This window comes from Streptomyces sp. NPDC097619 (assembly GCF_040302735.1).
Lineage (GTDB): Bacteria > Actinomycetota > Actinomycetes > Streptomycetales > Streptomycetaceae > Streptomyces.
In genome coordinates this window covers 97,205-110,236 of sequence record NZ_JBEOSD010000006.1, presented here as the reverse complement: position 1 = coordinate 110,236, position 13,032 = coordinate 97,205, and the positions used below count along the sequence as shown (strand labels likewise).

Here is a 13,032-nt window from a genome sequence, read left to right as displayed (position 1 = left end):
GACCCGCTCGGGAGCGGGTCACCGGTCACGGCACCGGACGAGGGGTGGTGCGGACGGAGACCGAGTGGCGGGATCCCGCCGCCGCCGACAGCTCGACGCCGGCTCGGAACAAACCTCGACGCCCGGCCCTGAGCGCGGTGCCGGCCCGGACCGTCGGACCCGTACCGCCGGTCCCCGCCCGGACCATCGCGGTGCAGACCGAGCCGCCGGAGCCGGCCGCGGGCACGTGGACGGGGGCGGGGCGGGGGCGGACCCGAGTACGGGGACGCGGCCCCGTACCGATCTTGAATGAGTACACCTACTCATGCCCACGACTCCGCCCGGACCGAAGCTATGGACATGACACACATCGCCGTCCCCGCCACCGCCCGCCGCACCCGCCTCCCCCGCCTGGCCCTCGCGGCGGGCGCTCTCGCGGTCCTGACCCTGACCGCCTGCGGTACCGAGCGGTCCGGGGCCACAGCCGTGGTCGGAGCGGGCAGCGCCGGCCCGGCGCGGACGGCGGACGCGCAGGTCCTCCGCGATCTGGCCCGGACCTGCCCCCGGGGCCCGCACCAGGGCCCGCCGACCCCGGCGCCCGCCCCCGGGAGCACCGCCCCCGCCCTGGCCTCCGACCCCATGCCCGAAAGAGCGGACACCGCGGCGCCGGACGCGCCGCAGCGGGCCACGGAGCGCGAGCTGGACCGCACCGACTGGTGCGCGATGGCCCGGCACGAGGAGCGGGTGACCCAGGCCCTGTTGAAGATCGAGGACCCCGCCCCGGCAGCGGTCCGCAAGGCCCTCAACGGGCTCGGCTACCCCGACAGCCGCATCCACGCCCTGGAGCGGTCCGGCATCGGGACCCGCTTCGTCCTGGACCTGCGCCTCGACGGTGGACGGCTCTGCCTCGAAGGTTCCGCGGCCGGCCCCGACTCCGCGTCCGAGGGCTGCGTGGCCCCCGCCGAGGGACCCTTCGACCCGGCGGCGCGCCGGATCTGACCGGTGCCCGTGCGGTCGGCGGTCGGCGGTCGGCGGTCCGCGGAGCACCCGCCGCGCCGGATCAGCGTCCGCCGAGAGGAAGCGGGTTCAGGGGGTTCGGGTCGTTTCGAGCGGGCGGCCGATCGTGGCGTCCGCCATGCGGTCCATGCCGCGGAGACCGGCTTCGACTTCGTCCAGGGCCTCACGGGCCGCGGCGATGCGGCGGCGGACCTCCAGGCCCGGGTCGCCGCCCTCCTCCAGGCGGCGCTGCGCCTCGGTCTCCTTCTCGGCCTCGCGGGCCTCGTCGAGCGAGGTGAGGACCACGCCGATGAGGACGTTGACCAGGACGAAGGAGGCCAACAGGACGTACGAGGCGTAGTAGAGGAGCGTGAGGCGGGAGACCTGCAGGCCGGCGTGGACGGCGTCCCCGAAGCCGTCGAGCGTGGTCAGCAGGAGCAGGGTGAGGACGGCGCGACCCACCGACCCGTAGTGCTGCGGGTCGGTGTCGGAGAAGCAGAGCCAGCCGATCATCGCGTACACGTAGACGACCAGGGCGCCCACGAACAGGAAGCTGAACGTGCCGGGGAGGCTGCGGCCCACGGCGAGCAGCAGGACCCTGAGCTGCGGCAGGAAGCGGGCGGTCCGGAGCACCCGGGCCAGTCGCAGGAGCCGCAGCACGGTCGTGTTCTCCCTGACCAGGGGGACGTAGGCGGCGGTGACGACGGCGAGGTCGAACAGGTTCCACGGGTCGCGGAAGAAAGCTTTCGGCCGGTCGGCGTGCGCGCCCAGGCGCAGAGCCATCTCGGCAGTGAAGAGCAGCAGGCAGCAGGTCTCCGCGAAGTCCAGCACCTGCCGGTACTCCGCGGACAGTCCGCGGTAGGTCTCCACGCCCTGGAGTGCGGCGTTGAAGAGGATCAGCCCGAAGACGAGGGCCGCGAAGGCGGGATCCTCGGTGACGGCCCGGCAGCGGACCGCCAAGTGCCGACGGGCCCGGCGGGGCGTGGTGGGATCCATGGTGGAAGCTCCTCGGTACGTGGCGTCGGCGCGACGGGACCCGGTGGGCCGGCCGGATCCCGGCGGGCCGGTGGGCGGTCCGCCGTCCGTGCCGGCCGCGCGCCGTGCCGGCGGGCGGGCCGGGTGGCGGGGCCGGGAAGGCCGGGGTGCCGGTCTGGGCGATCATGACAGGACGGCGGGGCGGTACCGTCCCGTCCTCACCCACCCGAGGGACACCGGCCCCGTACCGCCATCCCATCGGGGGATCCCGTCCGGCCCCACCTCGCACAGATGTCAGACCGCGCCCGGTCCCGGGTCCCCTCCGACGCCGCGGTCACCGCGGGACCCATGCCGTACCGGTGCCCGCGGAGCCGGACCGCGTCGGCCGGTGCGGGCCGCACCCACCCCGGGGACCGCGGCGGTCCGCGGGTGCTCCCGGGCCGCGGCCGAACGCGGACACACCGGGGCCCCGGCGACCGCGGTGGTCGCTGGGGCCCCGGAAGTCGCCGTGACCCCGGTGGTCACGGATGGGCGGTCACGGGGTGACGGTCACGGGTTGGTGGTCACCTCGAAGCCGGCGCCGAAGACATCGGCGGGGTCGGCGGCGTCCCGGGCCCGCAGGTCGGCCAGGATGTTCGCGGAGCTGGTGTAGGCGTACCAGGGGTAGGAGAGGATCACGGCCTTGGTGATGCCGGCCCAGGGGCCCGCCGCCTGACCGCCGTTGGCCTGGGAGGGGTAGGGCGTCCCCGGCACGTGCCAGATGGTGGGGCCGCCGGAGTCCCCCGCCTTGTGCTGGGGGTGGGCCTGGTAGATGCCCTGGGAGTTGTTGGTGATCCGGCCGTACCAGACGCCGAGCTGGCCGGACACGACGAGCTCGTTGTTGTTGAACCAGGCGGCGCCGAGCAGCCGCTCGCTGTCCGGGGCCGGGTTGAGCGCGTTGGGGCTGGGCGTGCCGCCCGGCACTTCCAGGATCCCGGTCTGCTTCAGGTACGGGCCCTGGGAGGAGAGGGTGACCTCCGGTACCAGCTCGATCACCATGTAGTCCTTGGTGGCGTGGCCGGTCATGGAGCCTTCGGGGTCCTTGAAGTACCGGACCCAGCCGATGGGGCCGTACCCGATGTCCTGACGGTGGTAGACGGGAATCACGTTCTCGGTCAACTCGCGGTCGGCGTAGGCCGCTCCGCTCACGCAGTGACCGGCGGAAATCGCGATCTTGCGGCCGTAGTCGTCGGCGCCGACGGCCCCGATGGTGCAGAAGCTGTCCGGCCTGGTGGGATCGAAGGCGATCTGGAGGGAGTTGTGGACGCGCTTGGCTGGGCGCGGATCCCCGTCGACCGTGCCCGACGAACCGGTGGTCGCGGCGGCGTGGGCGGGGCCTGCGGCGAGGGCGAGCACGGCTGCCATGGCCGTACCGAGGGTGGTCAGGCGCCTGAACATGCGGTTCCCGTCTGTCGAAGACATGTCATCAGATGCCCGAGTCAACCGACCGCCCCCGCCCACCAAAAGGGGGATCCCGGACATTCCGTGGCTCACGGGCGGCCGGAGAGCTCTCCCCCGCAGCCCGTCGTGGCGTGACCTCAGAAGGCGGGGCCGCAGGCCCATTCCACCGCGGGCGGACGGACGGCGGCGCACAGCGGTGCGCCCTGGGCATCCGTAAGACGGAGACGAGCCACCAACAGGCCCCGTTCCAGCGCCGCTTCGGCCACCGCAGGATCCACCGCGTCCAGCATCAGCTTCGCGCGGCGGAAGCGCGTGGGGAAGCCGTCCGCGCCGATGCCGGTCCACGACAGGTAGAGGAAGCGGGCCCCGGGGCGGCCCAGGATCCACGCGCCCGTCCAGTCGATGCCCGCATCTCCGAGGCGCGTCCCGCTCTCCAACTCCCAGGACACCGAGTCGGCGTCCGCCCGCTGGGGCGCCAGGAGTTCCCCGTCGCGGGCGCGGGGCTGCACGGCGACGTGCACCTCGCGGAACCCCGGGAACCCACGGCTCTCCGGGCAGGTACGGCCCGGCAGATCGAAACCTTCGATGCGGATCCTCACGGTCCCCCACCCTGCCATCCGGCACCGACAACGGCCCTGCGGACACCGGACGACGGGCGGACAGCGGGCGGCGGGCGGCGGGCGGTCGACGGGTCGGGCTGGGGCCGTGTCCGGCCCGGAGTCCGGAGGCCGTCGGAATGGTGCTTCTCCCGGCGCCCCGTGGGGAGACCGTGGCCGGGTCGGCGCGAGTCGGGGCGGCCGAGGAGCCGGAGCCGCCAGGGGCCGGGGACCCGCTGCGTGACCGGTAGCTCACCCGTCCTCCGACCGGAACGCAGACTCCACACGTGTTGACCCGCGGACCGGCCCCCGCCGCACGGGCCTCCGTGCCCCGCCGCCTTCCCCGCCGTGGCCCTCCGGTGCCCGGGCCCGCGCGGCACCCAGCGCCTTTACAAATGCCACTACCAGCCCCACCCCGACGATCCCGGCCGCGGACAGCAGCAGCGCACCTGTCGCGCCCACGCCGGCCACCAGCGGGCCACCGAGCGTGGTCCCCAGGGGCACCGTCAGCACCCGGACCGCCGAGGCCGCCGCGAGTACCTGAGGCAACTGCGCGTCGGGCGCCGAGCGTTGGAAGAGGGTGGTCGACAGGGCGGAGTACGGGGGCCAGAGCAGCCCCGCCGCCCCGAAGCACAGCACCGACACGGCCGCCGGGGTACCCAGACCCACCGGCAGCATCAGCAGGCCGAACCCGATGACGAGCCCGATCGTCACGGGCCACGGCGACAGCCGGCGGAGCAGCCCCGTGAGCACCGAGCCGAGTACGGCGCCGATTCCGAAGGCAGTGTAGTACGCCGCCAGGAGCCCCACCCCCGGGCCCTGCGCGGCCTGCACGGGCAGCGCGACGTACACCGGGCCGAAGAGGAGGAAGAAGGCCGAGCTCAGCAGGAGCAGTCCCGAGAGCGCCGGGGTGCTCCGGATCACAGCGAGCCCGGTGGACCGCCCGCCGGAGCACCCTGCCGGACGGTCCCCCGCCTGCTCCGCGCCGGGGGCCCCGCGAGCCTCGCCCGGGGTGGCGGTGCCCGCGGGTACGGCGGTCAGGAAGGTCGCCGCGAGGACGAGGAAGGTGGCCGCGTCCACGGCCAGGACCGTCGCCGGGCCGCCGAAGGCGATCAGGAGCGTGGCCAGGGCCGGCCCCAGCACGGTGGCCGGCGAGCCCGCCGCCGCCAGGACGGCGTTCCCCGCCAGGTGGTCACGCCGCGGCAACACCCGCGCGATCAGGGTCTGGATCCCCGCCTGACCCCAGGAGTGCAGCAGGGACGAGACCGCCAGCAGTGCCACGTACCCCTCGACGCCGAGCAGCCCGGTCGCGTGCAACACCGGGATCGTGCCGAGCGCCGTCGCCCTCAGCAGCGCGTCCCAGGCCACCAGCCGGGCGGGCGGGACGTGTCGGAGGAAGCGCCCGAGCAGGAACCCGCCCACCGCGCCGGACACGGTGTAAGCGGCCGCCGCCAGCGCCACCCAGAGCCCGCGGTCGGCCGGCGGCGCCAGCTCGATCGCCAGCCAGCCCACCGCCACCACGGCCATGCCGTCGCCCAGCGAGGAGAAGGCGAACCCCGGGAGGACCCGGCGCAGCACCGCGTTGTCGAGCACCGGGCGGTACGGCGAGGAACGCCACGCCGCCCTCGGGTTCCGGGGCATGAGCCACCTCCGCAGGTCCGTGGTACCGACCCCTCGGAGGGTCGGCCCCTCGACCCTGCCCGGCGAAACGGCCCGCTGGACGATCTTCACCGTTGCGCGGAATCGTCACGCCGACCGCGAACGCGAACGCGGGCAGCCGGTGTCCTCCCTCAGGGCCGGAAGGTACGGCGGTAGGCGTCGGGTGGGACGCCGACGGTGCGGTGGAAGTGGCGGCGCAGGGTGGTGGCGGTGCCCATGCCGGTGGTCTCGGCGATGCTGTCCACGGTGGCGTCGGTGGTCTCCAGCAGCTCCTGGGCGCGGCGGATGCGCTGGGTGTGCAGCCAGTTGAGGGGCGTGGTGCCGGTGATGTGCTTGAAGTGCCGGGCCAGGTGGCGGGAGCTGAGGCCGGCCCGGCGGGCCAGGTCCTCCACGGTCAGCGGCCGGTCCAGTCGGGCGAGCGCCCAGGGCAGGAGCGCGGCGAGGGGGTGGTGGCCGGGGGCGGGCAGCGGGGTGGCGATGAACTGGGCCTGGCCGCCGTCGCGGTGCGGGGGGATGACGAGGCGGCGGGCGATCCGGTTGGCGGCGGCCGAGCCGTGGTCGAGGCGGACCAGGTGGAGGCAGAGGTCCATGGCGGCGGCCTTGCCGGCGGAGGTGAGGACGTCGCCGTTGTCCACGTAGAGGACGTCCGGGTCGACGGTGGTGGCGGGGTGGCGGCGGGCCAGTTCCCGGGTGTGGGCCCAGTGGGTGGTGGAGCGGCGGCCGTCGAGGAGTCCGGCGGCGCCGAGGACGAAGGCTCCGGTGCACAGGGAGGCCACGCGGGCGCCGGCCCGGTGGGCGGCGCGCACGGCGGCCACCAGCTCGGGGGACGGCTCGCGGTCGGTGTCGGCCCAGCCGGGGACGATGACGGTGTCGGCTTCGGCGAGGCGGTCCAGGCCGTGTTCGGGCTCCAGGAGGAAGCGGTCCACGCGGACGGGGCCGGGCCCGCACAGGGCGAAGGAGTACCAGGGGTCGACCACGTGGCTCAGGTCGGATCCGAAGATCTCCAGGGCCACGGACAGCTCGTAGTGGAGCATGCCGTCGGTGACGGCGAGGGCGACGCGGGGCATGTCCGAAAGTGTACGGGCTACGTCGTTTCCGACACTCGTGCGGGGTCGGTGGCGCGGGACAGGATGAGGTCACGAAGCCGCGGCGGGCCGGAACCGGCGCGGGAGGGCGGAAGTGCGCGGGAGGGTGTCATGGGGTCGGGAGCGGAGCGCGGGGCCGGTGCGGGTCGGCGGGTGGCGGTGTTCGGGGCGTACGGACACACGGGGCGGTTCGTGGTCGCGGAGCTGGTCGCAAGGGGGTTCGTGCCCGTGCCCTCGGGCCGCGATCCGCGGGTCCTGGAGCAGTTCGCGGCCGGGCTCGGGCTGCGGGCGGTGGCGGCCTCGGCGGCGGACCCGGACTCCCTGGACCGGGCCCTCGCCGGCACGGTGGCCGTGGTCAACTGCGCCGGTCCCTTCGCCTCGACGGCCGGCCCCGTGATCGAGGCGGCGCTGCGCGTCGGTGTCCCGTACCTGGACGTGGCGGCCGAACTCGAAGCGAACATGGACACCTTCGCCCACTACGGCGAGCGGGCGTCGTCCGCCGGGGCGCTGGTCGTGCCGGCCATGGCCTTCTTCGGCGGGCTGGGGGACCTGCTGGTGACCGCCGCACTCGGCGGTCGGACGGGCGCGGACGAGGCCCACATCGCCTACGCGCTCAGCGACTGGCACCCCACGGCCGGCACCCGGCTGTCCGGCGCCGTCTCCCGGGAGCGGCGCGGTGGCGCCCGGCTGCGCTACCGCGGCGGCCGGTGGGAGCGCCGGACCGACGCCGCCCCGGTCCTGGACTGGGAGTTCCCGGCCCCGCTCGGCCCCCGGCCGGTGGTCGGGGAGTTCACCATGGCCGATGTGGTGACGGTCCCCCGGCACCTGGCGATCCCCGACGTGACCACCTACATGAACACGGAGGCGGCGCGGGAGGTGGTGGCGCCGGACTCCCCGGCGCCGGCGGCGGTGGACACGAGCGGCCGCTCCGGGCAGACCTTCACGGTCGACGTGCTCGTCCGCCGCGACGGCACCGAGCGCCGGATCACGGCGACCGGCCGCGACATCTACGCGGTGACCGCGCCGCTGGTCGTGGAGGCCGTGGAACGGGTCCTCTCCGGGCGGACCCGGGCCGGCGTCGTCGGCGCGGTCACCGCGGGCGAGCTCTTCGACGCCCCCGACTTCCTGCGGGCCCTCGCCCCGCACGTCACCGTGGACGCGCACGCGGAGCGGCCGTCGGAGCGCGGCCCTCGGGCCGCCTGATCCCGCCGGATCAGGGACCGGAGGGCGGGCCCGCTTCAGGTCCCGCGTCAGGTCGCGTTGCGGATCCCGCTTCCGATGGCGCCTCCGGGCCCGGTCGCGGTTCCGTGGCGTCCGTGAGGTCCAGGGCCGCCAGGCGCGCCCGCCAGGTCTCGGCGGCGGTCGGGTCCTCCAGCGCGGTGGCCAGTTCGACCAGGGTGGCCAGGGTGCGGGCCACGTCGGCGCGCGGGGCGGTGTCCTCGTGCCGGCGCAGGGCCGTGGTGAGGATCTTCAGCGCGGTCCGGTCCTCGTGCTTGAACTCGCTGAAGACGCGGGCGTTGTCGAGGGCCTTGGCCAGACCCGTCAGCTCCTGGGAACCGCCGTACTCCAGCTCCGCGGGCTCGTCTCGGCGGATGAAGATCAGGGAGTTCCCGGAGGGGTCCACCAGGGTGAACCGGCTGGCCCCGGGCCGGTAGCGGGTGATCCGCGGCCGTCCCTTCGAGGGCACCCTCCCGTAGGCGGCGCGCAGGGCCCGGGTGAACTCCGCGTGGTACGAGGCGACTTCGTCGACCAGGACCAGGCAGGCGGCCCCGTCCTCCCGCGCCGGGTCGAAGCCCTGCGGTGGCGCCCCGAAGTGCAGGGAGAATCCGGACCACTCCACGGCGAGGTAGAGGTAGGGCCGGGTCTGCTCGTACGTCACCCGGAAGCCCAGGGCCCGGTAGAACTCCAGGGTCTCCGTGGCCGAGACGCAGGGCAGCACCGGCACCGTCGTCTCGTTCGCCCGCACCGCACCTCCCGCGGCCCGGTCCGCCGCGCCGTCCCTCGCCCGGTCGGTCCTACCGTCCATCGCACCCTCCGCCATCGCGTCCGCCCTTCGCTCCGGCCCCGCCCCGGGGCCCTCCGAGCCTGCCGCAGAACGCCCGCCGCCGCCTACGGAGTTTTCGACGGCGCCCAACTCGCCGAGGGCGGCGCCGGCGGCGGCCCCGGTCACTCGTAGCGGTACTTCAGGGACTCCTCCTCCGCGCGCTCGATGTCCGCCAGGGTCAGGCTCGGCATGCGGAGTTGGGCGAGGGTGACCTGGGCCGAGGAGGGCTGGGCGTCGGCGGGGAGCCACTGCTCCGGCTTCCAGGCCCCGCCGCGCAGCAGCGACTTGGGGCAGTGCGGGTACACCTCCTCGATGCCCACGACGAGGGCGCTGGCCGGGGGCTTGCCCACGGCTGTGAGCTGCGAGAGGAGCTCGGGCCGGGTGGAGACGCAGGCACGGCCGTTGACCCGGAGGGTGGTGGCGCGCCCCGGGATGAGGAAGAGCAGTCCGAGCCGCCCGGTGGCGATGACGTTCCGGAGGGTGTCCAGTCGCTTGTTGCCCGTGGCGTCCGGTATGGCGAGGGTCCGCGAGTCCAGGACGGCGACGAAGCCGGCGGGTCCGCCCCGGGGGGACACGTCGCAGTGGCCCTCGGCGTCCGTGCTGGCGATCATCACCAGTCCGGAGCAACCGATCAACCGGCGTGTCTCGTCGGTCAGTTCGTCCATCTGCTTGCGCAGGGCCGCTTCCCCGGGCAGGTCGTAGGTCCGGCGCAGCTCCTCCGGGTCGGTCAGCGCGTCGGAGCGCAGCGCGTCGAAGGCGCTGCCGGTGGGTGATGAGGTCATGCCCCCGACCTTATGCGGCCGCTCCCCCGCTGCTCGGGGCCCGTACCCGCACGGTCGCGGGGCGGTGCGGACGGGCGGTGGTCAGGATCCCGAGCGGGCCGGGAGCGGGGTGCCGCAGCCGGTGCAGTAGCGGGCGTCCGCCTCTATCGCGTGCCGGTGGCAGCGGACGCACACCAGGTGGACCGCACAGGGCGGCGGGGGCGTGCCGGGGCGGGCGGGCGCGATGCTCATGCCCCGGCGCCGGCCGTGCACGGTCAGTACGACCAGGCCGTCCGCACCGGCCGACACGGCCCGCGTGGCGCCACGGGGCAGGAAGGCGAGCAGGCCCGGCCGGAGCGGGGTGTCGGTGCCGTCGAGGGTGAGGGTGCCGCTGCCGGAGACGGCCAGCAGCACCACGTCCACGTCCGTCTCGGTGGACGGGGTGCCGCCGGTGCCGGGGAGGTGGCGGACGAGGTTCGCGTCCAGCTGACGGCCGCCGCTCCGCAGCCGCCACAGGGCCCCGGAGTCCTCGGGGCGGGCCCCGGCGACCAGACCCGGGACCGCCACCGTCACCCGCGACGCCGTGGCCACCTGCTCCGCGGGGACCGGGGCCGGTACCGGGACCGCCACCGACCGGGTCTCGGAACCCGAACCCGGTCCCGGCGTCGCCTCCGTCCCCGCCTCCGTCCCCGGGTCCGTGTCCTCTGCCGCCCCCATCGTGGTGCCCCCCGTGCCCTGACGTGCTGTGACCGCAGCATTATCCCCCGTACCCGCCGGGCACCGCCCGCCGTTCGACCGACGGGCCACCGGAACGGCGGCTACTTGGCGAGCTTGCCCTGGGCCGTGACGGCAAACCAGGTGCCGCCCACGCCCTGCCCGTTCGTGTCCCCGGGGGTCTTGTCCCCGGTGAACCAGTACAGCGGCCAGCAGTCCACCGTCAGCTGCTTCGTGCCGTCGGGCCGGGTGTAGGTGATCAGCTTCTCGGGGTCGATGCCCTCGACCCGGTTCACGTCCACGGGTTTGGCGGGGCGCCACTTCTCCAGGCAGGCGCCCGTGCAGTTCGACTTCATGGGCCAGGCGGTGTCCTTGGTGAACCGGTAGAGGGTACGACCCTGCCCATCGCGGATGATCCTGCCGAGGGCGGGGTCCTCGGCCAGGGAGAGCGCCGGGAGCTTCTTCGCTCCGGCCTTGCCGCCCTCGGGGGTCAGGGCGAACCAGGTGCCGCCGACGCCCTGCCCGTTGGTCTGGCCGGGGGCGGTGTCCTTGGCGAAGCGGTAGACCGGCCAACCGCCGAGGGTGAGTTGCTTCGTGCCGTCGGCGCGCTGGACGGAACCGGTGCGGGCCTCGTCCACGGCCCCTGGCTGCGTACTCCCGGCCGGGACCGGCGGCCAGGTCTTGGCGCAGTCCCCGGCACAGGCCGAGGAGGAGGGCTTCGCGGTGTCCTTGTCGAAGCGGTAGAGGGTGAAGCCCTCCGCGTCGGTGACCACGGGGCCGAGCCGGGCGTCCTGACGGACGGCGAGCGGCCCGGAGGCGGTGGCGCCGCCCGCCGGCGCCGCCTCCTCGTCGCCGTAGCCGGAGCCCGAGCCCGATGCGGAGCCGGAGCCGGTGGCCGCGGCGGCACCGGCGGGCGCCTGGGCCACGGAGCCGGCCTGGTTCTCCTGCGGGCCGCAGGCGGTGGCGCCCAGGACCAGGGCCGTACCGGCCACCGCGATGACACCGTATTTGCTCAGGTTCCTCATGGTTTCTCCCGTGATCGGATCGTTCGCGTTTTCTGTCGGCACGGGAAACACGCGGCCCGCCTGGGGCGGGTTCAACGGGATCCGGAAATTTCTTCCGGGGGCTTCGGGCGGGGCCGGGCGAGGAGGGCAGGACGAGCGCGCTCAGGCTCCAGGCATCAGGTGCCAAGCAGTGAAGGGCAGTTGGCAGTTCGCAGTCCGCTGGCGAGGGGTGGCAGCCCGAGGCGGCGGGCGCGCGCGGGAACGCGTGAGCGCCGACCGGGTCGGGGCCCGGTCGGCGCTCGGGAGGCCGCGTGCGGCGAGGAGGGGGTACGGCCGCGTGCGGGGCGGGTGACGGACGATGCCGTGCGGCGGACGGCCACGGGCCGCCCGGCGAGGGCACGGCCGGGCTCCGCGCCGCGGCTACACCGCGGTGGGCAGGGGCACCGTCACGAACTCCCTGCCCGCCTCGTTCTCGACCACGACCGCGCCGACGACCGCCGGGTCCACGGCCGCCGAGCCGTCCAGCGAGGCGCCCTTGCCCTCGCCGCCCACGACCCAACTGCCCGCCGTGCTGCGGCTGCCGTCGCGGCCGACCACGACCAGTCGGCACTTCTCGCCCGCGGGCAGGCCCGTGACCGCCGCGTGCACGCGGACCCATCGGGCCGCCGGGGTGACCCGTACCGTCATCCGGGCCCCGCTGCCGGGGTCGGTGGCCGAGGCGACCCGGGTGCCGGGGACCGGCGGGGCGGGGGTGGCCGTGGCGGTGGGCGGGGCGGGCAGGGCCGTCGGCGGGGCGTCGTCCGGGACCGCGGTGCCGGCCCAGAAGACGGCGGCGAGGGCGGCGGCCGCGGCCAGGCCCAGGAGGGCCCGGTGCCGGCGTTCGGCGCCGGCGCGTTCGCCGCGTACCTGGCGCAGGGTCCGCTGGAGCAGCAGGTCTCCGCCCTCGGGCGGGCTGTCCAGGAACGCCTCGGGCGGGACCTCGCCGAGCGCCGCCTCCATCTCCCGCAGGGCGGCGACCTCCTGGCGGCAGCCTTCGCAGCCGTCCAGGTGCCGCTCCACCTGCCGGGTCTCCGTCTCGTCGAGGACCCCGAGCACGTACGGGCCGGTCAGGACCTCCTCTTCGTGCTGCTGCCGGTTCACGCGACCACCTCCTTGAATCCGGCGGGCGGGCGCGGCCCGCCCGACCGGTCGTTTCCTGCGGCACGGGCCGCGGTCGCGGCCGCGGCACCGTCCGGGTCCTCCGCGACTCCCGCGCGGAGGGCCCTGAGGGCGTAGTACGAGCGGGACTTCACGGTGCCCTCGGGGATGCCGAGGTTCCGGGCCGCCTCCGCGACGCTGCGCTCGCGGTAGTACAGCTCCGTGAGCACGTCGCGGTGTTCCGGCGAGAGCCGGTCGAGGGCGCCGAGCACGGTCATGGTGTCCACGACCGAGTCCGCGTGGTCCTCCTCCGTGGGCGGGGTGGCCGGGGATCCTGCGACCTCGGCGGGCCGGGCGGCCTTCGCCCGGTACCGGTCGGTGATGATGTTCCGGGCCACGGTGAGCAGCCAGCCGCGCACCGACCCCTTGCCGTTGGCAAGGGCGTCCGAGTGCCGCCAGGCCCGTATCAGGGTCTCCTGGACGACGTCCTCGGCGGCGGCGCGGTCACCGGTCAGCCTGGTCGCGTAGGCCAGTAGGGCCCCGCCGTGCTCTTCGTACACCGTCCTGATCAGCGCCTCGTCGGTGGAGCCCCGCCTGTTGCGGGGCCATGGTCGTCCGGCCATCTCATCAGCTCCGTCCCTC

General features: G+C 75.1%; 13 protein-coding genes. 2 read left to right on the top strand and 11 right to left on the bottom strand.

All coding sequences use genetic code 11. The features are described from left to right. Positions 1–339 precede the first annotated feature (339 nt). Complete coding sequence (locus ABTZ17_RS03265) at positions 340–978, top strand: hypothetical protein (RefSeq protein ID WP_352193765.1); 639 nt, start codon at positions 340–342, stop codon at positions 976–978. A gap of 87 nt (positions 979–1,065) precedes the next feature. Here ABTZ17_RS03265 and ABTZ17_RS03260 read toward each other — a convergent pair whose 3' ends face one another. The 5 genes from ABTZ17_RS03260 to ABTZ17_RS03240 all read right to left on the bottom strand — a co-directional run bounded on the left by ABTZ17_RS03260 (position 1,066) and on the right by ABTZ17_RS03240 (position 6,712). Then, positions 1,066–1,971 carry an ion transporter gene (locus tag ABTZ17_RS03260; RefSeq protein WP_352193764.1) on the bottom strand — a complete coding sequence of 302 codons (906 nt, stop codon included), beginning with the start codon at positions 1,969–1,971 and terminating at the stop codon, positions 1,066–1,068. Positions 1,972–2,499: 528 nt separating this feature from the next. Continuing rightward, complete coding sequence (locus tag ABTZ17_RS03255; RefSeq protein WP_352193763.1) at positions 2,500–3,387, bottom strand: hypothetical protein; 888 nt, start codon at positions 3,385–3,387, stop codon at positions 2,500–2,502. 140 nt (positions 3,388–3,527) lie between these two features. Next, positions 3,528–3,989: a DUF5990 family protein gene (locus tag ABTZ17_RS03250; protein ID WP_352193762.1), complete on the bottom strand. Its 462-nt coding sequence runs from the start codon at positions 3,987–3,989 to the stop codon at positions 3,528–3,530. Between the two features lie 249 nt (positions 3,990–4,238). Further along, a complete protein-coding gene (locus ABTZ17_RS03245; RefSeq protein ID WP_352193761.1) occupies positions 4,239–5,627 on the bottom strand; it encodes an MFS transporter in 1,389 nt (462 codons plus the stop codon). A 149-nt stretch (positions 5,628–5,776) separates the two neighbouring features. Beyond that, positions 5,777–6,712 (bottom strand): helix-turn-helix domain-containing protein, encoded by a 936-nt coding sequence (locus tag ABTZ17_RS03240; protein WP_352193760.1) that lies wholly within the window; start codon positions 6,710–6,712, stop codon positions 5,777–5,779. Positions 6,713–6,841: 129 nt separating this feature from the next. Between ABTZ17_RS03240 and ABTZ17_RS03235 the strand changes: the two genes are divergently transcribed. Beyond that, the gene (locus tag ABTZ17_RS03235) at positions 6,842–7,933 is read left to right on the top strand and encodes a saccharopine dehydrogenase family protein (RefSeq protein ID WP_352193759.1); all 1,092 of its coding nucleotides are present in this window, start codon (positions 6,842–6,844) and stop codon (positions 7,931–7,933) included. A 10-nt stretch (positions 7,934–7,943) separates the two neighbouring features. On the opposite strand, the gene ABTZ17_RS03230 is transcribed toward ABTZ17_RS03235, so the two are convergent. From ABTZ17_RS03230 to ABTZ17_RS03205, 6 genes are all read right to left on the bottom strand, one after another. Continuing rightward, positions 7,944–8,756, bottom strand: a complete 813-nt coding sequence (locus ABTZ17_RS03230) for a DUF8817 family protein (protein ID WP_352193758.1) — start codon at positions 8,754–8,756, stop codon at positions 7,944–7,946. Between the two features lie 140 nt (positions 8,757–8,896). Next, positions 8,897–9,556 carry an MSMEG_1061 family FMN-dependent PPOX-type flavoprotein gene (locus ABTZ17_RS03225; protein WP_352193757.1) on the bottom strand — a complete coding sequence of 220 codons (660 nt, stop codon included), beginning with the start codon at positions 9,554–9,556 and terminating at the stop codon, positions 8,897–8,899. 81 nt (positions 9,557–9,637) lie between these two features. After that, positions 9,638–10,165: a hypothetical protein gene (locus ABTZ17_RS03220; protein WP_352193756.1), complete on the bottom strand. Its 528-nt coding sequence runs from the start codon at positions 10,163–10,165 to the stop codon at positions 9,638–9,640. Positions 10,166–10,353: 188 nt separating this feature from the next. After that, positions 10,354–11,274 (bottom strand): SCO0930 family lipoprotein, encoded by a 921-nt coding sequence (locus tag ABTZ17_RS03215; RefSeq protein ID WP_352193755.1) that lies wholly within the window; start codon positions 11,272–11,274, stop codon positions 10,354–10,356. Between the two features lie 399 nt (positions 11,275–11,673). After that, positions 11,674–12,393 (bottom strand): zf-HC2 domain-containing protein, encoded by a 720-nt coding sequence (locus ABTZ17_RS03210; protein ID WP_352193754.1) that lies wholly within the window; start codon positions 12,391–12,393, stop codon positions 11,674–11,676. Beyond that, positions 12,390–13,013: a sigma-70 family RNA polymerase sigma factor gene (locus ABTZ17_RS03205; RefSeq protein WP_352193753.1), complete on the bottom strand. Its 624-nt coding sequence runs from the start codon at positions 13,011–13,013 to the stop codon at positions 12,390–12,392. The genes ABTZ17_RS03210 and ABTZ17_RS03205 overlap by 4 nt, the downstream gene beginning before the upstream one ends. Positions 13,014–13,032 lie beyond the last annotated feature (19 nt).

Coding starts and splice junctions, on each gene's coding strand:
- ABTZ17_RS03225 (WP_352193757.1), bottom strand. CDS start 9,556: ATGACCTCATCACCCACCGGCAGCGCCTTCGACGCGCTGCGCTCCGAC.
- ABTZ17_RS03235 (WP_352193759.1), top strand. CDS start 6,842: ATGGGGTCGGGAGCGGAGCGCGGGGCCGGTGCGGGTCGGCGGGTGGCG.
- ABTZ17_RS03265 (WP_352193765.1), top strand. CDS start 340: ATGACACACATCGCCGTCCCCGCCACCGCCCGCCGCACCCGCCTCCCC.
- ABTZ17_RS03255 (WP_352193763.1), bottom strand. CDS start 3,387: ATGTTCAGGCGCCTGACCACCCTCGGTACGGCCATGGCAGCCGTGCTC.
- ABTZ17_RS03245 (WP_352193761.1), bottom strand. CDS start 5,627: ATGCCCCGGAACCCGAGGGCGGCGTGGCGTTCCTCGCCGTACCGCCCG.
- ABTZ17_RS03260 (WP_352193764.1), bottom strand. CDS start 1,971: ATGGATCCCACCACGCCCCGCCGGGCCCGTCGGCACTTGGCGGTCCGC.
- ABTZ17_RS03215 (WP_352193755.1), bottom strand. CDS start 11,274: ATGAGGAACCTGAGCAAATACGGTGTCATCGCGGTGGCCGGTACGGCC.
- ABTZ17_RS03240 (WP_352193760.1), bottom strand. CDS start 6,712: ATGCCCCGCGTCGCCCTCGCCGTCACCGACGGCATGCTCCACTACGAG.
- ABTZ17_RS03205 (WP_352193753.1), bottom strand. CDS start 13,013: ATGGCCGGACGACCATGGCCCCGCAACAGGCGGGGCTCCACCGACGAG.
- ABTZ17_RS03230 (WP_352193758.1), bottom strand. CDS start 8,756: ATGGACGGTAGGACCGACCGGGCGAGGGACGGCGCGGCGGACCGGGCC.